General features: G+C 35.9%; 22 protein-coding genes. 4 read left to right on the top strand and 18 right to left on the bottom strand.

Going from position 1 to position 20935, the window contains the following annotated elements; genetic code table 11:
• Window positions 1–67: 67 nt before the first annotated feature.
• From OCL94_RS06540 to OCL94_RS06510, 7 genes are all read right to left on the bottom strand, one after another.
• A complete protein-coding gene (locus OCL94_RS06540; protein ID WP_262995749.1) occupies window positions 68–586 on the bottom strand; it encodes an NYN domain-containing protein in 519 nt (172 codons plus the stop codon).
• Complete coding sequence (gene rlmB / locus OCL94_RS06535; RefSeq protein ID WP_262995747.1) at window positions 586–1335, bottom strand: 23S rRNA (guanosine(2251)-2'-O)-methyltransferase RlmB; 750 nt, start codon at window positions 1333–1335, stop codon at window positions 586–588. The genes OCL94_RS06540 and rlmB overlap by 1 nt, the downstream gene beginning before the upstream one ends.
• Window positions 1335–1733, bottom strand: coding sequence for a Mini-ribonuclease 3 (locus OCL94_RS06530; protein WP_262995745.1), 399 nt, complete (start codon window positions 1731–1733; stop codon window positions 1335–1337). The genes rlmB and OCL94_RS06530 overlap by 1 nt, the downstream gene beginning before the upstream one ends.
• Window positions 1726–3120: a cysteine--tRNA ligase gene (gene cysS, locus OCL94_RS06525; protein ID WP_262995743.1), complete on the bottom strand. Its 1395-nt coding sequence runs from the start codon at window positions 3118–3120 to the stop codon at window positions 1726–1728. The genes OCL94_RS06530 and cysS overlap by 8 nt, the downstream gene beginning before the upstream one ends.
• Window positions 3104–3745 (bottom strand): serine O-acetyltransferase, encoded by a 642-nt coding sequence (gene cysE, locus OCL94_RS06520; RefSeq protein WP_262995741.1) that lies wholly within the window; start codon window positions 3743–3745, stop codon window positions 3104–3106. The genes cysS and cysE overlap by 17 nt, the downstream gene beginning before the upstream one ends.
• A gap of 255 nt (window positions 3746–4000) precedes the next feature.
• Window positions 4001–5452, bottom strand: coding sequence for a glutamate--tRNA ligase (gene gltX / locus OCL94_RS06515; RefSeq protein WP_262995739.1), 1452 nt, complete (start codon window positions 5450–5452; stop codon window positions 4001–4003).
• A 403-nt stretch (window positions 5453–5855) separates the two neighbouring features.
• Complete coding sequence (locus OCL94_RS06510; protein ID WP_262995737.1) at window positions 5856–5984, bottom strand: hypothetical protein; 129 nt, start codon at window positions 5982–5984, stop codon at window positions 5856–5858.
• 181 nt (window positions 5985–6165) lie between these two features.
• Between OCL94_RS06510 and OCL94_RS06505 the strand changes: the two genes are divergently transcribed.
• A complete protein-coding gene (locus OCL94_RS06505) occupies window positions 6166–6687 on the top strand; it encodes a hypothetical protein (protein ID WP_262995735.1) in 522 nt (173 codons plus the stop codon).
• 63 nt (window positions 6688–6750) lie between these two features.
• On the opposite strand, the gene ispF is transcribed toward OCL94_RS06505, so the two are convergent.
• From ispF to OCL94_RS06465, 8 genes are all read right to left on the bottom strand, one after another.
• Window positions 6751–7227, bottom strand: coding sequence for a 2-C-methyl-D-erythritol 2,4-cyclodiphosphate synthase (ispF, locus tag OCL94_RS06500; protein ID WP_262995733.1), 477 nt, complete (start codon window positions 7225–7227; stop codon window positions 6751–6753).
• On the bottom strand, window positions 7215–7907 hold the full coding sequence (ispD, locus tag OCL94_RS06495; protein ID WP_262995731.1) for a 2-C-methyl-D-erythritol 4-phosphate cytidylyltransferase: 693 nt from the start codon (window positions 7905–7907) through the stop codon (window positions 7215–7217). The genes ispF and ispD overlap by 13 nt, the downstream gene beginning before the upstream one ends.
• The gene (locus tag OCL94_RS06490) at window positions 7900–8955 is read right to left on the bottom strand and encodes a PIN/TRAM domain-containing protein (RefSeq protein ID WP_262995729.1); all 1056 of its coding nucleotides are present in this window, start codon (window positions 8953–8955) and stop codon (window positions 7900–7902) included. The genes ispD and OCL94_RS06490 overlap by 8 nt, the downstream gene beginning before the upstream one ends.
• Window positions 8956–8967: 12 nt before the next feature.
• Window positions 8968–10329: a DNA repair protein RadA gene (gene radA, locus OCL94_RS06485; protein WP_262995727.1), complete on the bottom strand. Its 1362-nt coding sequence runs from the start codon at window positions 10327–10329 to the stop codon at window positions 8968–8970.
• Between the two features lie 161 nt (window positions 10330–10490).
• Window positions 10491–12914, bottom strand: coding sequence for an ATP-dependent Clp protease ATP-binding subunit (locus OCL94_RS06480; RefSeq protein ID WP_262995725.1), 2424 nt, complete (start codon window positions 12912–12914; stop codon window positions 10491–10493).
• Window positions 12915–12926: 12 nt separating this feature from the next.
• Window positions 12927–13937, bottom strand: coding sequence for a protein arginine kinase (locus OCL94_RS06475; RefSeq protein WP_262995723.1), 1011 nt, complete (start codon window positions 13935–13937; stop codon window positions 12927–12929).
• Window positions 13927–14319: a UvrB/UvrC motif-containing protein gene (locus tag OCL94_RS06470; RefSeq protein ID WP_262995722.1), complete on the bottom strand. Its 393-nt coding sequence runs from the start codon at window positions 14317–14319 to the stop codon at window positions 13927–13929. The genes OCL94_RS06475 and OCL94_RS06470 overlap by 11 nt, the downstream gene beginning before the upstream one ends.
• 11 nt (window positions 14320–14330) lie before the next feature.
• Window positions 14331–14792, bottom strand: coding sequence for a CtsR family transcriptional regulator (locus tag OCL94_RS06465; RefSeq protein ID WP_262995720.1), 462 nt, complete (start codon window positions 14790–14792; stop codon window positions 14331–14333).
• Between the two features lie 185 nt (window positions 14793–14977).
• Between OCL94_RS06465 and OCL94_RS06460 the strand changes: the two genes are divergently transcribed.
• Window positions 14978–16186 (top strand): NupC/NupG family nucleoside CNT transporter, encoded by a 1209-nt coding sequence (locus OCL94_RS06460; RefSeq protein WP_262995718.1) that lies wholly within the window; start codon window positions 14978–14980, stop codon window positions 16184–16186.
• Window positions 16187–16233: 47 nt separating this feature from the next.
• Here the strand turns inward: OCL94_RS06460 and OCL94_RS06455 are convergent, their stop codons facing one another.
• The 3 genes from OCL94_RS06455 to pdxS form a co-directional block, all read right to left on the bottom strand.
• Entirely contained in the window at window positions 16234–16887 is a 654-nt protein-coding gene (locus tag OCL94_RS06455) for a nitroreductase family protein (protein WP_262995716.1), read from the bottom strand.
• 78 nt (window positions 16888–16965) lie between these two features.
• On the bottom strand, window positions 16966–17526 hold the full coding sequence (gene pdxT, locus OCL94_RS06450) for a pyridoxal 5'-phosphate synthase glutaminase subunit PdxT (RefSeq protein ID WP_262995947.1): 561 nt from the start codon (window positions 17524–17526) through the stop codon (window positions 16966–16968).
• Between the two features lies 1 nt (window position 17527).
• Window positions 17528–18415, bottom strand: coding sequence for a pyridoxal 5'-phosphate synthase lyase subunit PdxS (gene pdxS / locus OCL94_RS06445; protein ID WP_262995714.1), 888 nt, complete (start codon window positions 18413–18415; stop codon window positions 17528–17530).
• Window positions 18416–18523: 108 nt separating this feature from the next.
• Between pdxS and pdxR the strand changes: the two genes are divergently transcribed.
• Together pdxR and OCL94_RS06435 are read left to right on the top strand one after the other, a co-directional pair.
• Complete coding sequence (gene pdxR / locus OCL94_RS06440; RefSeq protein WP_262995712.1) at window positions 18524–19867, top strand: MocR-like pyridoxine biosynthesis transcription factor PdxR; 1344 nt, start codon at window positions 18524–18526, stop codon at window positions 19865–19867.
• Between the two features lie 9 nt (window positions 19868–19876).
• On the top strand, window positions 19877–20770 hold the full coding sequence (locus OCL94_RS06435; RefSeq protein ID WP_262995710.1) for a nuclease-related domain-containing protein: 894 nt from the start codon (window positions 19877–19879) through the stop codon (window positions 20768–20770).
• Window positions 20771–20935: the final 165 nt, after the last annotated feature.

Raw genomic sequence — 20935 nt, 5'->3', positions numbered from 1 at the left:
TCTTGATTTCTTTTCCTTAAGATTAAATGTTATTAAACAATATCTCAAATAAAAAAATTATCTCGAATTAAATTTCTCCACGTCTCAAACGTTCTAAATGTTCCTTTGTTGTTTCATCGATTTCGATACGCGTTCTAGGCTGATGCGTTCTCATATGGCGGATATCATTGGCAACACGTTGTTCTTCTTCTCTTAAATTATTGATAAACTCACGCGACGGGATTCTAAGTGCACCACTACCAAAGATCGTGTGCTGCTCAGACAAATCGCTCGTCACCACTTTAATAGTTGTAATATGTTTCTCATACATCTCATAAACGAGCCTTTCAATCACAGCATCCGCTGTTTCTTTCTCACGCGAATAGATTACCCGAATGCCGTGAAATACTTCTTCACGTTCATGTGACTTCACGTCATATGCATCAAATACGACAATCATCTCATCAGCAATACGCGCATTGTAATTAGCAATTTCAAGTAACAACTGAACTCTCGCTTCTTCAAGTGACTCTTTTGCAAGTTGCTTTAATCGTGTACTTTGGCCTATGACATTATAACCATCAATGATGGTATATTTTTTAATCATTAATCAAGCGGATTCCTTTTACGATAAACTTCGTACATCAATAAACTTGCCGCCACTGAAGCATTCAAACTGTTAACATGACCTACCATTGGTAAGTGGATTAAGAAATCACATTTGTCTTTTACGAGTCGGCTCATCCCTTCACCTTCAGAACCGATTACAATTGCTAAGTTCATGTTTGCATCCATCTTACGATAATCCACTGATTGCTTCGCATCCGTTCCTGCAACCCAGTACCCTTGTTCTTTCAGTTTATCAATCGCCTGACTAATGTTTGTCACGCGCATTACAGGTACGTGCTCAATTGCACCGGTAGATGCCTTCACTACCGTTTGATTTAAACTTACTGAACGTCGCTTCGGAATCATAATTCCGTCAATACCTATTGCATCCGCCGTTCTAAGGATTGAACCTAAGTTATGTGGATCCTCCAGCCCGTCTAGAATCATAATCGTACTGAACCGCTCTTGGTCGCGCGCGCTGAGGAAATCATCTAATTCAACATATTCATACGGTGAAATCATCGCCATAATACCTTGATGTGGCACATCTGATAAATGATCTAATTTCGATTTTGGCACCGTTTGAACGATTATTTTTCGTTCTTTGCATAAATTTAATATACTTGAAATTTGCGACTTATTAATACCTTCCTGAATCAATACTTTATTAATTTCGTGATCTGATTCAATCGCACTTTTAACAGCATGACGTCCTACAATGATTTCATCATTTGTTTGTTTATTCATTATTTACCCCTCATTTCACATAACGTTATGATGTATTCAAGTAACGCTTGTAATCTTTCTGTTTCGTTATTTAAATGCAAATAACCGATGACCGCTTCTAATGCCGTACTCTTTTTATAAGAAATCACATCTGTATTTTTTGCACGCGTATGACTTTTCGCGTTGCGTCCACGCATTAATATTTCAGTTTCCTGTTCTGTAAAGAAATTTTTTTCAACCAAGACATCAAATGTTTGTGCCTGACTTTTTGCAGATACAAAAAACGTTGCCTGGCGATGCAGTTCATTCGGCTTCTTATTTTTCTCACGGACAATATAATTTCTTACATATAAATCAAGCACAGCATCACCTAAATAAGCCAGTGTCAGCGGATTGTAAAGACTCGCTTCATTAACCACGTTTAAATCTCACACCTTGTGCCGTATCTTCGAGAATAATATTTTGCGCTTTTAACATGTCACGAATTTCATCTGCTCGAGCAAAATTCTTCTCTTTACGTGCTGCTTCACGCTCAGCAATTAAAGCTTCAATATCTGCATCCAGTAATGCTGCTTCCTCAACCAGTTTCACGCCTAATACTTCGCTAATGATTTCAAATACTTCTAAGAAGCGTTCGATTACTTTTAAATCCGTTGATTCATTTTGATTATAAATGTTAGCTTGTTTCGCTAATTCATACCATGCTGTAATCGCATTAGCTGTGTTAAAGTCATCATCCATAGCAGTTTCAAATTGCAGTAAAATATCATCCACTGCCTTAATGACTTCGCTATGGTCGACAATATCTACTGAAATTGCCTGACGCTCTTTTAAAGCTGCATATGCGTTCTGGATACGTTCTAAACCAGCTTTAGCGCTTGTCACTAGGTCAATGTTGTAGTTGATTGGATTTCTGTAATGTACGCTAATCATAAAGAAGCGTAATACGTTTGGATTAATTTCTTTAATAATGTCATGGACTAAAATAAAGTTACCTAATGATTTACTCATCTTTTCATTATCGATATTAATGAAGCCGTTATGCATCCAGTAGTTCGCAAACGTCGTATCATTATGTGCTTCGGATTGTGCAATTTCATTTTCGTGGTGAGGGAACGCTAAATCAGATCCACCAGCATGAATATCGATTGAATCTCCTAAATGTTTCTTCGCCATCACCGAACATTCAATGTGCCAGCCTGGGCGACCTTTACCCCAAGGAGAATTCCAGCTAATCTCTCCTGGTTTAGCCGTTTTCCATAATGCGAAATCTAATGCGTCGTCCTTTAATTCACCCGTTGCAATACGCGCACCAACTTTTAATTCATCGATAGATTGGTGGCTTAATTTACCGTATCCTTCAAATTTACGCGTTCTAAAGTAAACATCGCCACTGCTTTCATATGCATAATCTTTCTTAATCAGTTCTTCAATAAACTCAATAATATCATCCATATGATCCATAACACGCGGATGATGCGTTGCGTGCTTACAGTTTAATGCACCCGTATCTTCAAAGTATGCTTCAATAAAGCGATCTGCTACTTCAGGTACTGTAGAATTGAGTTCATTCGCTGCTTTTATCAATTTGTCATCGACATCCGTAAAGTTAGAAACATAATTCACTTCGTAACCACGGTACTCAAAGTAACGGCGAACAACATCAAAACTGATAGCCGGACGAGCGTTCCCGATGTGAATGTAGTTATAAACAGTTGGACCACAAACGTACATTTTCACTTTACCTTCTTCTAATGGCACAAACTTTTCTTTTTTTCGACTTAATGTGTTATATAATGTAATCATCTATTATCTCTCCCTTTTGAGTTGCTTCAATATGACGTTCTAATTCTTTTAATTTCTCGTAAATTGGATCCGGTAAATTTGTATGTTCAAAGCTCTTACCAACTTTAACACCGTTTTGTTTGACGATGTGACCTGGAATCCCTACAACAGTAGAATAATCTGGAACACACTTTAATACGACGGAGTTCGCACCGATATTCACGTTATTTCCTATCTGAATATTCCCCAGTACTTTCGCCCCGGCTGCGATTAATACGTTATCGCCAATGTCCGGATGACGCTTACCACTTTCTTTCCCGGTACCTCCGAGAGTAACACCTTGATAAATTGTAACATTATTCCCAATCGTACATGTTTCTCCAATCACAATACCCATACCATGGTCAATGAACAAGCGTTTTCCAATCTTGGCGCCGGGATGAATTTCTATACCTGAGAAGAACCTTGAAATTTGGCTAATGGCACGCGCAATAAAATACATTTTGTGATTAAAAAACCAATGTGCAACTAAATGCCACCACACCGCATGTAACCCTGAATAAGTTAAAAAGACTTCTAAACTACTACGTGCAGCTGGATCTTGTTCGAATACCATATTAATGTCATCTTTAATTCTTGCAAACATGTATACACCTCCAAATAGATAAAAAGAAGCACCTCTTAACAAGAGGTGCTTCTGCACGGTTCCACTCTGATTAGTAGATACAATCTACTCACTTAATAATTTATTCAACTCATAACTTCAAGAGATGCATTCAATAATTAACGTATCACATACTCCCACCAACCGTATGCTCTCTAAAGATATTTTAACTATCTACTTCTTCTCTTAAATTGATTATAATAGATTGCACTTATTTTTCAACTGTTTTTACTTAGTCTATGCGTATACACTTAAACGGCTAATTACTTTTTCTTTACCTAATAACTCCATCGTGTTCGGTAATTCTGGACCATGTGTTTGACCAGAAACCATCACACGGATTGGCATGAATAAGTTTTTACCTTTAATGCCTGTCTCTTTTTGAACTGCTTTAATCGCTGCTTTAATACTTGCTGCATCAAATGTTTCTAATGCTTCAAGTTGCGCCGTTAAAGATTTAACTAGTTCAGGCACTTGTTCACCATTCACAACTTCAGTTGCTTCTTCGTCTAACGTTAATTCATCTTTGAAGAATAACTCAGAAAGTTCAACGATTTCGCCCGCGTAACTCATTTGTTGTTGATATAAACCTACTAATGACTTCGCCCAAGCAAGTTCTGCTTCTGTCGGATTATTTGAGATAAGACCCGCTTTTTCCATATGCGGCAATGTCATTTCAAACACTGTATCTAAATCTTTCGTTTTCATATACTGGTTGTTAATCCATGCAAGCTTTTGTTTATCGAAGAATGCTGGCGATTTACTTAAACGCTTTTCATCAAACATTTCGATAAATTGCTCTTTAGTGAAGATTTCTTCTTCCCCTTCCGGAGACCAGCCAAGTAAACCGATAAAGTTAAATAATGCTTCTGGTAAGTAACCTAAATCATGATATTGCTCAATAAATTGAATGATTGAACCATCACGTTTTGATAATTTTTTACGTTCTTCGTTAACGATTAACGTCATATGACCGAAAGTTGGAATATCGTATCCTAACGCTTCGTATACCATCATTTGCTTCGGTGTGTTAGAAATATGGTCATCACCACGAATAACGTGTGTAATTTCCATGAAATGATCATCGATTGCTACCGCAAAGTTGTACGTTGGAATACCATCTTTTTTCACGATAACCCAGTCACCGATACCATTTGAATCAAATGACACTTCACCTTTTACCATGTCGTTAAAGGTATACGTTTTATCTTTCGGTACGCGAATACGAATAGAAGGTTGTCTTCCTTCAGCAATCAATGCTTCTTCTTCTTCTTTCGTAAGATGCGCATGTTGTCCACCATATCTCGGCATCTCACCACGTGCAAGTTGTGCTTCACGCTCTGCTTCCAATTCTTCAGGTGTCATGTAACAACGGTATGCTTTATCTTCTGCTAATAACTTATCAACTAATGGTTGATAGATTGCTTGGCGCTCAGATTGACGATAAGGTCCAAAACCGCCATCTTTATCAATTGATTCATCCCAATCCATACCTAACCATTTTAAGAACCGTAATTGACTTTCTTCTCCACCTTCAACATTGCGGGCAGTATCTGTATCTTCAATACGAATGATAAAGTCTCCACCATGATGTCTAGCAAATAAATAGTTAAATAATGCTGTACGGGCATTCCCAATATGTAAAAATCCAGTTGGACTCGGTGCATAACGCACTCTAACTTTACTCATTTTTTTCACTCCATATAATTTTATTGTCATTAAATTATATCATATGTTAAAGGATGTGGTGATTACATTAATTACAAAATGAGATGCAAAATAAATACATTGAATTTTCAGAATTTTGTTGCTTTTTTAAAGTTTATAAAACATACTATTTTTACAAGAAAATATTACACCAAAAGGAGAAATGTATACGAAAAAATATTAACTACATCTTTATCCATTTTCGCCCTATTATCTTTACCTTTAAACGAATAAACGAATCTAGAGCGGTTACTAATGATGGTCCAAATAGGTATATTGCTTACAACGGGACTGTCTACGAGGCATCTAGTAAATCAACTTACAAAACTGTAAATTGGACATATTCCCACTATAACCCTTCTTCAACAACAGATACTGTTACTTATCAAGTTTCAAGAACAAAATCTGCTTCTGCTTCAGTATCTACTTCTGCTGAATTTGGTATTATGAAAAACGGAGTTAATATTGGTTCAGAAGTATCTTTGAATACTTCAAGTACAATATCATATAACATTACTTATAGCATACCTCCAAGAACAAAGTATTTATTAAGAGCTGGAAGCGAAAGAGTAAAAACAGACGGTTATATTGTAAGATATAGCAATGGGAAAGTTTCCACAAAAAAATACGTTACTGGAAATTGGTCGTATCGTGGTTTCTCTGACAAAATTAAGCAGTAAAGGGGTTCTTATATAATGAAAATTTATTGTATTCCTTTTCTAGCAATCACTCTTATCTTAAATGGCTGTTCAGATGCCAAAAAAAGTTCTTCAAATACAAACACTGAAACTTTAAAGGTGGAAAAAATTAATCAAAAGAAACAAATTCAAAACATTAAAGATGTATTCACAGATCCACATTTTAAAATATCTAATTTTGAAGTTAAAAAAAATAATAGCACTAAAGTTTTTTATACCATAGATTTCAAATTAGATTCTGAAAGTTCTAAATACATAAATTCTAATAAAAATGAAATGATTTATTTAAATATTATTTATCCAGAAATTTTGCAAAAGAAATTCAATAAATATAGTACACCTAATCTAAAAGTAAGATTAGGTGATATTACACAAAACCGCTTTATTATTTCAGACAACCTAAATAATGCTGATTTAAAAGTTTTAAATGATTTAAATACAAACCTACAACTTCGCATGCTCAACAAAGATAAGCAAATGTTTTTTCTTTTTGACGGATTAAACAACTATAAATATTAAAATACTTAATTTTAAAAGATACCTATAAAAACACCCTGTATTCATAAGATACAGGGTTCATGTTTAATGCTTCATCAACAATACAACAGCTTGTGCTTGTATGCCTTCTTGTCTTCCTAAATACCCCATCTTCTCATTTGTTGTTGCTTTTACGTTGACGTTTGAGATATCTGTATTTAACACATTCGCAATTGCTTCACGCATTGCATCGATATGCGGTCTGAATTTCGGTTTTTCAGCAATGATCGTCGCATCAATATTTCCGATTTTGTATCCCATTTTGATGACGTGATCGTAACTTTCCTTTAACAATACTTTTGAATCCGCACCTTTATACTTAGGGTCATCGTCAGGAAAGAATTTACCGATATCTCCAAGTGCAACAGCACCTAATATCGCATCTGTAATCGCATGTAACAACACATCCGCATCGCTATGTCCTAGTAATCCTTTTTCATGTTCAAGTTCAATACCACCAATGATTAAAGGTCTGCATTCAACCAATTGATGCACGTCATATCCATATCCTATCCTAAACATATAATCCCTCTTTTCTTTAAGATGGCTTCAGCAAAGAACATGTCTTCCGGTGTTGTGATTTTAATATTATCATAATCACTTTCGACGATATGCACTTCTGAAATACGTTCAACAAGTGATGCATCATCTGTTCCTAAGAACTGATCTGCATCTGCCTTATTGTACGCTTCAAGTAATAAGTTATAATCAAATGCTTGTGGCGTTTGAATTTGCCATAACAAATCACGCTTTAACGTTTCAGCAACTTTATTGTCTTGCACGCGTTTAATCGTATCCTTCACTTTAACACCCGCAATAACACTTTTATTGCTTTGAACTGCAGTATACAAATTGTTTAAAGTTGCTTGTGAAATGAATGGTCGCGCCGCATCATGAACAAATACATAGTCACACGGCTCTATTGCTTTCAACACATTATAAATACTGTATTGACGCTCGCTTCCACCTTCAGTGATAACACCGATTTTATCATATGCTTGTAGCATTGATTTCAATGTATCAATTTCATCACGTTGTGCCGCCAAATGAATCTTGCGGCAATGATTGTCGTTTTGAAATGCAGAAACCGTATGTTCAAGAATGGATTTGTCATTAATAGTTAAGAGTATTTTATTTTTATCAGCTTGCATGCGTTTCCCCATACCTGCTGCTGGAATAATTACATCATACATATTAGTCATTCACTTTCTTCGTGAAAATAATTCTACCTGATGAAGTCTGGAGTACAGATTGTACTTCAACATTCACCTGTTTGTTAATTAAATGCTTCCCATTCTCAACGACAACCATTGTACCATCTTCTAAATAACCAACACCTTGATTCTCTTCTTTGCCTGCTTTCGTAACGTTCAGCGTAAACTGATCACCTTGTGCTACAACAGGTTTAATTGCTTCAGATAAATCATTTACGTTAAGTACTTTAATTCCTTGAACTTGACATACTTTATTTAAATTAAAGTCTGTCGTAATAACGCTCGAATTCGTCTCTTTTGCCATCGCAATTAATAATTGATCGACTTCTTTAATATTCTTATTGCCCGGGACAATCTTCACAGGATAACCTGTTGCCTGTAAATCACTTAATATGTCTAATCCTCGTTGACCTTTATCGCGTTTCATACCGTCTGTAGAATCAGCAATGAGTTGTAATTCATCTAATACACCTTGTGGTACGATAATCGTACCATCTAAGAAGCCGCACTCTACGATTGATAAAATACGACCATCTATAATCGCTGACGTATCCAATAATTTCGTGTTATCCAACACACGACGTTTGTTCGTATTACTTTGGAAGCGTTCAGGAAGAAAGCTCTGAATTTCATCACGTTTCTTAAGCCCTACTTGAAATCCTAAATAACCTAATACTACCGCCAGAATGACTGGTACCGTATTTTTAAGTAAAGTAAATCCCATGAAATTAAATATCAAACTGATCATTGAAGCAATCATCAAACCTAATATCATACCAAGCGTTGCAAATATCAGTTCTATAAAATTGATATTTAATAATGACTTCTCACCTTTAATGATGAGGTTAACGACACGATCAATCAACCAATAAAATAATATAAAAAAGACAATAATCCCAATCGCACCATCAACATATGGATTTTTAAAAATATCAGGCACATTTAAATGAAATAAACGAATCAATTCCGGAATTGCAAAAATCCCTAAACTCGCACCTACAACAACAAATATTAATGTTACTAATTTCTTTAACATCTTCTCACCTCCCTAAAACGCAAGCTTTAATGCTTCGCTAATATTTGTAACACCGATGACTTCAATATTACCCGGGAAATCCCAGCCACCAATATTATTCTTCGGAATAATAACACGTTTAAAGCCGAGCTTCTCCGCTTCCTGAACACGCTGTTCAATACGCGCTACACGTCTCACTTCTCCCGTTAATCCAACTTCTCCAATGAAACAATCGTCACCACGCGTCGGTTTATCGTTGTAACTTGATGCAATACTAATAATAATACTTAAATCCACGGCAGGTTCGTCTAATTTAACGCCCCCCGCGACTTTAACATATGCATCTTGTTGTTGTAACAAGTACCCTTGCTTCTTCTCAAGTACAGCCATCAATAACGTTAAACGGTTATGATCAATTCCAGTGGCCATACGTCTTGGGTTATGGAAAGATGTTGGTGACACAAGTGACTGAACTTCAACAAGGAGTGGTCTAGTCCCTTCCATCGTCGCAACAATGGTAGACCCTGCAACATTCTTCGTACGTTCTTCTAAGAACATTTCACTAGGATTTAATACTTCAGTTAATCCAGTATTACGCATTTCAAAAATACCCATTTCATTTGTCGATCCGAAACGATTCTTTACAGCACGTAATATACGATAACTATGATGTGTATCGCCTTCGAAATAAAGTACTGTATCAACCATATGTTCAAGTAAACGAGGTCCTGCAATCTGACCTTCTTTCGTCACGTGACCCACAATGAATGTAGCGATATTCATTTGTTTTGCGATACGCATCAATTCCTGAGTACATTCACGAACTTGCGAGACTGATCCTGGTGCACTCGTGACTTCCGGATGAAAGATGGTCTGTATAGAATCAATAACTAAAAATCTCGGTTGCATCTTCTTCACAGTTTCGTGAATGATTTGAAGGTTTGTCTCCGCATACACATCTAATTCGCCCGCGTCTTCTTTTAATCGATCTGCACGTAGCTTTGTTTGTCTTACAGATTCTTCACCAGATATGTATAACACAGGATGACGCTGTGATAACATGGCACACACTTGAAGTAGTAACGTAGATTTCCCGATACCCGGGTCCCCACCAATTAATACGAGTGAGCCCGGAACAATGCCACCACCTAATACACGATCCAACTCTCCCATTTGTGTATGATCGCGTGGTACGCTTTCTTTCGTTATATTTTTTAATTTTTCTACTTTTGAATTCGATTCTTGTTGGTGAATTGCTGTTTTTGGACCTTTTTGTTTATGTTCTATGACTTCTTCCATTTGGTTCCAAGCACCACAATTAGGACATTTACCCATCCACTTTGGGGACTGATAACCACAGGCCATACATTCAAAATTCGACTTTGCTTTAGCCAACGCTATTCCCCCTATTTTAATATGTATTTATTTTAAATCTTTTTGTAAATTTAGACAATGTTATACCCTTATCAAACGCAAGATTATTTGAAATATAAAAACAGTTGGCATCATAGCACTTTTACTATGACACCAACTGTTACAATTTATATTACTATACTTTATTTCTTCTCTTTCGTAATGACAAACTCGCCATCTTTATAATCAATCGTTACTTCATGACCTGCTAACTCTTCACCTTTTAATAACTCTTCAGATAGTTTATCTTCAATATTCTTTTGGATAGAACGCGTTAATGGACGCGCGCCATATTCTGGGTCATATCCGTCATCTGCTACTTTTTCTTTCGCAGCATCAGTTAAAGTGATAAAGATATCTTGTTCTTTCAATCGTTTCGTTAAACCATTGACCATAAATGTAACGATTTCTTTCAATTGTTCTTTCTCTAACTTATGGAACACGATAATATCGTCGATACGGTTTAAGAATTCAGGACGGAATTGTTTCTTTAACTCATCCATCATCGTCTTACGGATTGTTTCGTAGTCTTGTGCAGCATCGCTACCACCGAATCCGACGAATTTGTTATCTTTTAATTCTTGTGCGCCAACGTTACTTGTCATAATAATCACAGTATTTCTAAAGTCCACTGTACGTCCTTTAGAATCTGTTAAACGTCCGTCATCTAACACTTGTAATAACATGTTGAACACGTCTGGATGTGCTTTTTCAATCTCATCGAACAGAATTACTGAGTATGGTTTACGACGTACTTTCTCAGTCAATTGTCCACCATCTTCAAAGCCAACATATCCTGGAGGAGAACCTACTAATCGAGATACGCTATGTTTCTCCATGAATTCACTCATGTCAACGCGAATCATTGCATCTTCTTCACCAAACATCGCTTCAGCTAATGCTCTCGCAAGCTCAGTCTTACCAACACCTGTTGGTCCTAAGAAGATGAAGCTACCGATTGGGCGTTTCGGATCTTTAAGACCCGCACGTGCTCGACGTACTGCTTTAGAAATAGATACAACAGCATCGTGTTGACCTACAACACGGTCATGTAAGATTTCTTCTAAGTTTAATAATTTTTGTGATTCTGTTTCTGCGATTTTATTTAATGGAATGCCAGTCCAGTTCGCAACAACAATCGCGATATCATCAGGTGTCACTGATGTATTGTTAGAACCTTGTGTTTTTTGCCATTCTTTTTTCGTTTCATCTAATTGTTTTTCAAGTTGTGATTGCTTGTCACGTAATGCAGCTGCTTGTTCGAATTCTTGAGAATGTACCGCCGCATCTTTTTCGTTTTTCACTTTTTCAAGCTCCGCTTCAAGTTCCTTTAAACTTGGTGGCGTTGTGTAATTACGTAAACGCACTTTTGAACTTGCTTCATCAATTAAATCGATTGCTTTATCTGGTAAGAAACGGTCAGAAATATAACGGTCACTCATTTTAACCGCTGCAATAATCGCTTCATCCGAAATTTGAATGCGATGGTGTGCTTCGTAACGATCACGTAAACCACGTAATATTTCAATTGCATCTTCTACATTTGGTTCATCTACTTGTACAGGTTGGAAACGACGCTCTAAAGCTGCATCTTTCTCGATATATTTACGGTATTCTTCTAATGTTGTTGCACCAATACATTGAATTTCACCACGGGCTAATGCAGGTTTTAAAATATTTGATGCATCGATTGCACCTTCAGCACCACCCGCACCAATTAACGTGTGTAGCTCATCGATGAATAAAATAATATTACCTGCAGCATGAATTTCATCCATTACTTTTTTCAGACGTTCTTCAAATTCACCACGGTATTTCGTACCCGCAACAACGGTACCCATATCTAAACTCATCACGCGTTTTCCTTTTAAAGTTTCAGGTACTTCATTATTAACGATTGCTTGTGCTAGTCCTTCAACAATTGCCGTTTTTCCGACACCCGGCTCACCAATCAATACCGGGTTATTCTTCGTACGTCGACTTAATACTTCAATAATGCGCGTCACTTCAGCCGCACGACCAATGACAGGATCTAACGTTCCATCTTTAGCGATAACAGTTAAATCACGGGCTAAACCATCAAGTGTTGGTGTGCCTTGTGCTTTAGATTCACCTGACCCTTTCGCATCCATTTCAGGACTTCCTAAAAGTTTCACGACTTGAGAACGTGCTTTTGTAATATTTAAATCAAGGTTAGCTAACACACGTGCTGCGACACCTTCGTTTTCACGAATTAAACCTAATAATATATGCTCTGTACCCACGAAATTATGATTTAATTTACGCGCCTCATCTAACGATAATTCAATGACTTTCTTCGCACGCGGTGTATATTGAATCACACCACCCATATCAGTGCCATGACCGATTAATTGTTCAACTTCCTGAACAACTTTATCTTCAGTAATGTTATATGCTGCGAGTACTTTCGCTGCAATACCATCTGGTTCTTTTACGAGTCCTAATAATAAATGTTCTGTACCAATATTATTATGATTTAAACGAATTGCCTCTTCTTGTGCATGTGCTAACACACGTTGTGCTCTTTCTGTTAATCTTCCAAACATATTTTATCCTCCTTACAAATGCGCTCTTAGCATTTGTGCTCTTTTTTCATCTATATTTCTATTATCCGGATACAAACTATTTAAAAATGGCGCTTGAATCGCAACCATCAATTCATTAAATCTAAAAGGTGTATCTTTTATAATACCCATATCTATCCCTAATTTAATATCACTTAGTCTAACACTTGCTTCTTCTACAGAAATTTTTTGACTATACTTTAAAATCCCTAAACTTCTATAAATTCTATCAATCGTTTCAAGATGGTCATAATTGTTCATACGTTTACGCATATTGATTTCTTCTTCAATAATCTGCTCAACAACTTGCGTTAAATCATCGATAATGCTTTCTTCAGATTTACCTAACGTCAATTGATTGGATACTTGAAACACATGACCTAATGCTTGAGATCCTTCTCCATATATACCACGAATAGTAAAGCCAAATCTATTAATAGTCTGTGCGATACGAGTCATACGTTTCATGATCGAAAGTCCCGGCAAATGAAGCATGACACTTGCGCGAAGGCCTGTTCCAATATTGGTTGGACACGTTGTCAAATAACCATAATGTTCATCGTATGAAATCATTAACTTGTCATCAAGCTTCTTATCAATAACACGCGCACGCTCATATAAATGATGCAATGATAAATCGTTGCCTAATACCTGGATACGAATATGATCCTCTTCATTTACCATGATGCTTTCAGACTCATCATCATTAATAAATACCGCGCCATGCTTTGTTTCCATCAACTCTTTACTCATTAAATGCTTTACAACAAGCATTTGACGTTCTTTCATCGGTGTATCAGCCATTTTAATGAGATGATAATCATCTGACAACACATTATTAACTTCATTAATCACTTGTTCTCCCACACCTTCAGTAAACATCATCGGATGGACGTAGTTTTCTAAATTGCGTGCAAGACGTATACGTGAACTCAATATAACAGCAGGTTCATCAGCTGACTGCATCCAGTCACTTAATATATTTTGCAGATGCTCATTCAACATGTTGATCCCCACCTTCTTTTAACTTGCGAATTTCATCGCGAACAATAACTGCTTCCTCAAATGCTTGCGCATCAACGAGCTTCTGAAGCTTCGTTTCTAATGCTTCAATCTTTTTCTTTAACGCTATTTTCTCCTGCGATTTATGTGGTGTAACACCGATGTGCTGCAAGTTACCTGCCTGAACTCTTTCTATCACTTGCGGTACATAATCGCTGAAAGTGTTATAACATTCATAACAACCAAATTTACCGATATGCAAAGCTTCTCGGAGTGATAATCCACAATTCGGACATTTGTCCGGTGTTTGTGCCGCATGAAACTCTCCACTATTCAGTAAGTGCTTGAGTAACTGATTCATTGAAAATTCTTCTTCGTATTGCATACTATCTCTCCTTAGTTGTAGTGAATGATATTGAGCACGTTGCGCAAAATATTCGCACGAATGAAATCACGATAAGGTACATCAACCACTAATGTATCACGATGAATGGTTGATAATATAATCTTTTTCTCACGTTCATTAATTAATTCATTTTGATAAAGCCCATCTATAATACGTTCAGCATTTTGTTGCGAGATTTGCTGACCGGTAAGCTCAATTAAATGTTCAATAAATGCTGCTTTATTGTTCGATTCAATTTTAGTGATACGAATATAACCACCACCACCACGTTTGCTTTCAATTTGATACCCATGTTCATTCGTAAATCGCGTCTTTATCACATAGTTTAGCTGTGATGGAACACAATCGAATTTCTCCGCGATATGTGCACGTTTAATTACAACAACATCATCCTGTGCTTCATCAAGGAGTTGCTTTAAATATTGTTCAATTATATCTGACATATTATGCATGACATCACCGCCTTTGACCTTCTTTGACTTTATTATATTTAATCAATGTTTTTTAAGCAAATAATATGTTTGTACATCATTTTTGAACAAATGTTCACGCATTATTGAAAAAATGTTTAGCGCTTTCATAAATTATGTAGTATGATATCACTAGTTCAAATAATATATTACAAAGGAGCGATATCATGAATATTATTGTTAGTGTCGTAGGTCTTATCGTCTTTTTATTACTCGCATGGCTTATGAGTTCGGATAAAAAAGGAGTAAGATGGCAGTATATTGGTATCTTAATGGCTATCCAGTTTTTATTCGCATTCTTATTACTGAAAACGACGGGTGGGGTATTCGTTGTAGGAAAGATGGCATCTGTATTTGATCATTTATTAAAATATGCATCAGATGGCGTTAACTTCGTATTTGGTGGCTTAGTAAATACAGATAAAAAAGGTGTGCCAGGTTTTAACTTCTTCTTAAACGTATTATTACCGATCACATTCATTTCTGCATTAATTGGTATTTTACAATACATTAAAGTATTGCCATTTATCATCAAATATTTAGGTTTAGCAATTTCTAAAGTCAATGGTATGGGGAAATTAGAATCTTACAATGCTGTAGCATCAGCAATTTTAGGACAATCTGAAGTATTTATTTCTATTAAGAAACAATTACCACATATTCCTAAACATCGTTTATACACATTAACGGCTTCAGCGATGAGTACTGTTTCGTTCTCTATCGTAGGTTCTTACTTTACAATTCTTGAGCCTAAATATGTTGTTACAGCGATTGTATTAAATTTATTCGGTGGATTCATTATTGCATCAATTATTAATCCGTATAAATTAACTGAAGAAGAAGATGCTATTGTGATTGAAGAAGGTCATAGACAATCATTCTTCGAAATGTTGGGTGAATATATTTTAGATGGATTTAAAGTAGCGATTATCGTTGGGGCTATGTTAATCGGTTATATCGCATTAATCTCAATGTTAAATGGTATCGTTGATGGCATTACACCAGGAAAAATGAACTTCCAGGATGTATTAGGATTTGTATTCGCGCCACTTGCATTTTTAGCAGGTATCCCATGGGATGATGCTGTTAAAGCAGGTTCTGTAATGGCAACTAAACTTGTTTCTAACGAATTCGTAGCGATGGGTAGCTTGAAAGAAATCGCGGCAACAAAAGCTTTATCAGAGCACACAATTGGTGTTGTTTCAATCTTCTTAGTATCATTCGCTAACTTCTCATCTATTGGTATTATCGCTGGTGCGATTAAATCATTAAATGACGAAAAAGGTGACGTTGTTGCTCGCTTCGGACTTAAATTATTATATGGTGCAACATTAGTATCATTTATCTCAGCGACAATCGCTGGATTCTTTATCTAATATAAAGTAAAGCACTCCAATGCAAATTGCATTGGAGTGCTTTGTTTTTATTCTCCTATAACACCGTTATTTAAAATATCATAACTCATAATTTCTTTCGCTTCATGCCTACTTGAACCGTGTGGTGCCTTCACACCTTTTCCAATTGCAATAAACATAATCGGTACATAACGGTTCGTATCAATATTTAATGCTTCCATTACTTCCTGGCGTTCAAAGCCACCGATTGGATTTGTATCATATCCATATTCTTTGGCTACAAGCATGAGTTGCATAGCTGCCAGATTCGCATCCATAATACCTTGCTGCACAAAATATGATTCCGGAGCACTAGAAACTAACTGTTTAATAATCGCTGTATTTTGTACTTCTACTTCTTCCGGCATATAACCTAGTTCAACATTTTTCTTCATTATCTTATCTACATCTTTTGTATGATGATTATCTGATAGTACAAGAATAAATGCTGCACTTGTTTCTAGCTGATGTGTATTAAATCTTACTAAGTCTTTAATTGCAGCTTTAGCTTCATCTGATTCTACAATGACGAAACGCCATGGTTGTAAATTAATTGATGATGGTGCTTTTGTAGCAAGTTGAATCATTTCTTCCATCGTTTCATGTGGAATCTTAACATTAGGATCAAATCCTTTTACAGACTGACGCATGTTAATTGCTTCTATTAAACTTAAATTTTTCACTGGTTACACCTCTGTTTTTGAAAGAAATATACCATATTATTTTTTGGAATGAAAAAGATAAGCTCATACACTTTTAAACTATTTTGCAACCATTTCTTCTATAAAGTACTTCATAATCTTGATGTCATCCGTCAATTCTGGATGGAATGAAATGCCTAAATAGTTATTCTGTCTTACAGCAACCTTCTTACCATCTACTTCACTAAGAACTTCTACGTTATCGCCAACTGATACAATATGAGGAGCACGAATAAATACAGCATTCACGTGATCTTCAATGCCTTTAACTTCAAGGTCAGCTTCAAAGCTATCGACTTGTCGTCCAAATGAATTACGTTCAACCGTGATGTTCATTTTTTTTAAGTGACCTTCTTCATAACCGACGATATTTTCGGCAAGCAGAATAAGCCCGGCACATGTTCCGTACATCGGTAAGTTACTATTACGTAGTACTTCAGTGAATCCGTACAAATCCATGAGTCGACGCATCGTCGTTGATTCGCCGCCAGGTAATACTAGACCATCGATACCTTCAAGATCTTCAACACGTTTAATAAGTTTAGGTGTATGACCGCATAACTCAATGTGGCGCGCGTGTTCACGCACCGCACCTTGTAATGCTAAAATACCGATTTCCATCTTACCAGCCACGCTCTTGCATTCTTTCTTCTAATGAAAGTTTATTAATGTCTAAACCTTTCATCGCGGCACCTAACTCTTTAGATAATTCTCCGATTAATTTGTAGTCTTGGTAGTGAGTTGTTGCTTGTACGATCGCTTTCGCGAATTTTTCAGGGCTTTCAGATTTGAAGATACCTGAACCTACGAATACACCATCAGCTCCTAATTCCATCATTAAAGCTGCATCCGCTGGAGTTGCAACACCACCCGCTGCGAAGTTAACAACTGGTAACTTACCTAATGCTTTAATTTCTTTTAATACTTCGTAAGGTGCGCCTAAGATTTTTGCTTCTGTCATAATTTCATCGTCGCTCATGACAGTTAACTTACGTACTTGTGCATTTACTTTACGTAAGTGACGTACAGCTTCAACGATGTTACCTGTACCCGGTTCACCTTTCGTACGTAACATTGCAGCACCTTCACCAATACGACGTGCAGCTTCACCTAAATCGCGGCATCCACATACGAATGGTACTGTGAATTCATCTTTCTTTAAGTGGAACTCTTCATCTGCTGGTGTTAATACTTCTGACTCATCGATATAGTCAACACCCATCGCTTCTAATACACGTGCTTCAGTAATGTGTCCGATACGTCCTTTCGCCATAACCGGAATAGATACTGCGTTCATAACTTCTTCAACGATACGTGGGTCAGCCATACGTGCAACCCCACCAGCGGCACGGATATCACTTGGTACACGTTCTAATGCCATTACTGCCACTGCACCAGCAGCTTCAGCAATTTTAGCTTGCTCAGCGTTAACAACGTCCATAATAACGCCGCCTTTTTGCATTTCTGCCATACCACGTTTAACTTTATCAGATCCTATAATTTTACTCATCATTACACCCCTAAATAGTAAGAATATTTATTTACATTGATAAATGTATCGTAATTTTTGGTATTATAAAAGTATCAGATTTCAACAAAATTAAGGGGTCAGTTTAATATGGAAATGCTAACTTATCGTTTTAAAGAAGGAGAATTTTTATACGCACAATTATATCAAATGATAAAAGAAGATATTTTAAGCGGGAAATTAATGTTTAACGAAAAATTACCATCAAAAAGAAAGCTAAGTCATCATTTGAATCTAAGTTTAACAACCGTAGAAATTGCCTATCAGCAATTACTCGATGAAGGATATATTTACTCCCGACCTAAAGTCGGTTTTTTCGTAGAGAATATTCAAACCATCAATATGATACCTGCGACAACTATCGATAGCACTCCAAAATATGAAGATAAAGAATATACTTCTTTCAAAATTGAAGATAGTCATATTAAGTCATTTCCTTTTCAAAAATTCAGAAAGTATGCACGAGATGCATTTGAAGCTGAACAATTTAATTTATTAGAACGCGGTGATGACCAAGGTGAATCACAACTGCGCAATGAAATCAGAAGATATTTATATCATTCTCGTGGCGTGAATTGTACAAATGAACAAATTATCGTTGGAAGTTCAACAGAACAATTATTTACATTATTAACACGTATACTCGGTAGTAGAAAGTATTATATTGAGAATCCCGGTTATCCATTAATAAAGAAAGTGCTTCAATACGAAGCGCATGAATACGTAAATGTTGATGTCGATGCAGATGGTATTATCGCAAATAAACTAAAAGATAATGCGAGTGTCGTACATGTAACACCGAGCCATCAATTCCCTACTGGTGTAGTTTTAAGTGCGAAGCGACGTATTGAATTATTAAAATGGGCTGATAATGGCGACAGATATATCATTGAAGATGACTATGACAGTGAATTTAGATATAAAGGACGTCCTTTGAAAGCTTTACAAGGAATGAGTAATAGTGACCGCGTGATTTATATGAGTACATTTTCAAAGTCGATCTTTCCAAGTATTCGTGTGGCGTATATGGTATTACCAAATTTATTGTTAGATAAATATTTTACTCTAGAAAATAAACCTAACAACACTGTCCCTAAGCATATGCAGTTTATGATTACTGCCTTTCTGAAAGATGGAGAATTTGAACGCAATATTAATAGGATGCGTAAAATTTATAAAAAGAAATTAGAGCTTACCCTTGAAGCCATTGAAAGATATTTTGAGGACTACGCAATTTATGGTAGTGATGCAGGGATGCATTTTGTTTTGGAAACAAGTGCTAAACTAAATTTAAAAGATATAGAGATTAACACCATCCAGGATTATTATGAAGGAAAAAATAAAAAATATCTTAATCAATATATTATTGGCTTTGGAAGTTTTGATGATGATAAAATAGACACGATTATTAAAGAACTCTTGTGTGATTATTAGGAGGCTCTCGTGCTGCTCAAACGACATCAAAGATCATTCTATTATCATTATCTATGTAAAGTAAATGGTCGTATTGTATTAGAAGATATAGACTATCAGAATCTCAAAAATTATTTACGAGGGTTTGATGGTGAATATGCATTCTTCGAGTGCATCAAAGATTTTGATGATTTGGTACGAATATGGGATTTAACACTAGATGTATTCGGAACCGCTCAATATGATTTTTTATATGTAGCAAATGAAACTGTTATTCATATTGATATTAAGAATTATTCAGGGTTATACCGTTTTGATAACGGAAACTTTATTAGCCAGAAAGGTTATGTTCACCAGGGACTTTTAAGTCAATTAGATCGTGCGCATAGAAAGTTAGAACAATTTATAGCGCATCACAAATTTGACTATAAAGTAAGCAGCCGTATATTATTTGTTAATCCTGAATTTAAGCTACAAGGATATAACGGGAATGAACAAATTGTATTCTTTAATCAAATGAAAGATGTCGTCTCATATTTAAAGAGTTTAGTCTCAAATGAGGCGGATTTAAAACTAGGTTTAATACTAGTGGATAATCATGTAGAGAAAGAATATAATCGAGTATTTTATTATAAATACGAGCTTATGGAGAAAGGTGTACGTTGTGTGCAGTGTGATATGTTTGGAATGTTTTTCGAAAAATCACAACGAACGATGCAGTGTATATGTGGACATGAAGTAAAAAAGAAAGAGTATATTATTGAAGCAATAGAAGATGTGAGTTTGTTTAAGAATGGAAGTTTTACTAGAAAGGAAGTAGAGAGGTATACAGGCGTGAACGCTACTACTTTGAAACGATACTTAAGAAAGTATTGTGAAAAAGTAGGTAGTTATAAAGATGCACATTATCGATATAAGAAATAGTGATTTATTTCTATTTTCTGAGTGGGCTGTATTTTATATTTACAGCCCACTCAATTCGTAAATTTATATTATTTTAATAACAAGTGGTCCGTATTTAATGAATACAGACCACTCACAAATACAAAACATAAACAAAAAAGAGACCCCGAAGGATCTCTTATGAAT

Source organism: Macrococcus capreoli (assembly GCF_025628935.1).
Taxonomy (GTDB): domain Bacteria; phylum Bacillota; class Bacilli; order Staphylococcales; family Staphylococcaceae; genus Macrococcoides; species Macrococcoides capreoli.
The sequence above is the reverse complement of the archived record's forward strand: the minus strand, read 5'-3'. Positions and strand labels throughout refer to the sequence as shown.

Bases quoted from the DNA above. Each gene is read 5' to 3' on its own strand.
- pdxT (WP_262995947.1), bottom strand. From the start codon at position 17,526: ATGGAAATCGGTATTTTAGCATTACAAGGTGCGGTGCGTGAACACGCG.
- OCL94_RS06460 (WP_262995718.1), top strand. From the start codon at position 14,978: ATGAATATTATTGTTAGTGTCGTAGGTCTTATCGTCTTTTTATTACTC.
- cysS (WP_262995743.1), bottom strand. From the start codon at position 3,120: ATGATTACATTATATAACACATTAAGTCGAAAAAAAGAAAAGTTTGTG.
- ispF (WP_262995733.1), bottom strand. From the start codon at position 7,227: ATGTTTAGGATAGGATATGGATATGACGTGCATCAATTGGTTGAATGC.
- OCL94_RS06480 (WP_262995725.1), bottom strand. From the start codon at position 12,914: ATGTTTGGAAGATTAACAGAAAGAGCACAACGTGTGTTAGCACATGCA.
- OCL94_RS06510 (WP_262995737.1), bottom strand. From the start codon at position 5,984: ATGTTATATGATATTGTACTTGAAGTATTCAAAGATACTTCTGAACCA.
- pdxS (WP_262995714.1), bottom strand. From the start codon at position 18,415: ATGAGTAAAATTATAGGATCTGATAAAGTTAAACGTGGTATGGCAGAA.
- gltX (WP_262995739.1), bottom strand. From the start codon at position 5,452: ATGAGTAAAGTTAGAGTGCGTTATGCACCGAGTCCAACTGGATTTTTA.
- OCL94_RS06490 (WP_262995729.1), bottom strand. From the start codon at position 8,955: ATGTTAAAGAAATTAGTAACATTAATATTTGTTGTTGTAGGTGCGAGT.
- rlmB (WP_262995747.1), bottom strand. From the start codon at position 1,335: ATGAATAAACAAACAAATGATGAAATCATTGTAGGACGTCATGCTGTT.
- pdxR (WP_262995712.1), top strand. From the start codon at position 18,524: ATGGAAATGCTAACTTATCGTTTTAAAGAAGGAGAATTTTTATACGCA.
- OCL94_RS06470 (WP_262995722.1), bottom strand. From the start codon at position 14,319: ATGCAATACGAAGAAGAATTTTCAATGAATCAGTTACTCAAGCACTTA.
- ispD (WP_262995731.1), bottom strand. From the start codon at position 7,907: ATGACTAATATGTATGATGTAATTATTCCAGCAGCAGGTATGGGGAAA.
- OCL94_RS06540 (WP_262995749.1), bottom strand. From the start codon at position 586: ATGATTAAAAAATATACCATCATTGATGGTTATAATGTCATAGGCCAA.
- OCL94_RS06465 (WP_262995720.1), bottom strand. From the start codon at position 14,792: ATGCATAATATGTCAGATATAATTGAACAATATTTAAAGCAACTCCTT.
- cysE (WP_262995741.1), bottom strand. From the start codon at position 3,745: ATGTTTGCAAGAATTAAAGATGACATTAATATGGTATTCGAACAAGAT.
- OCL94_RS06505 (WP_262995735.1), top strand. From the start codon at position 6,166: ATGAAAATTTATTGTATTCCTTTTCTAGCAATCACTCTTATCTTAAAT.
- OCL94_RS06475 (WP_262995723.1), bottom strand. From the start codon at position 13,937: ATGTTGAATGAGCATCTGCAAAATATATTAAGTGACTGGATGCAGTCA.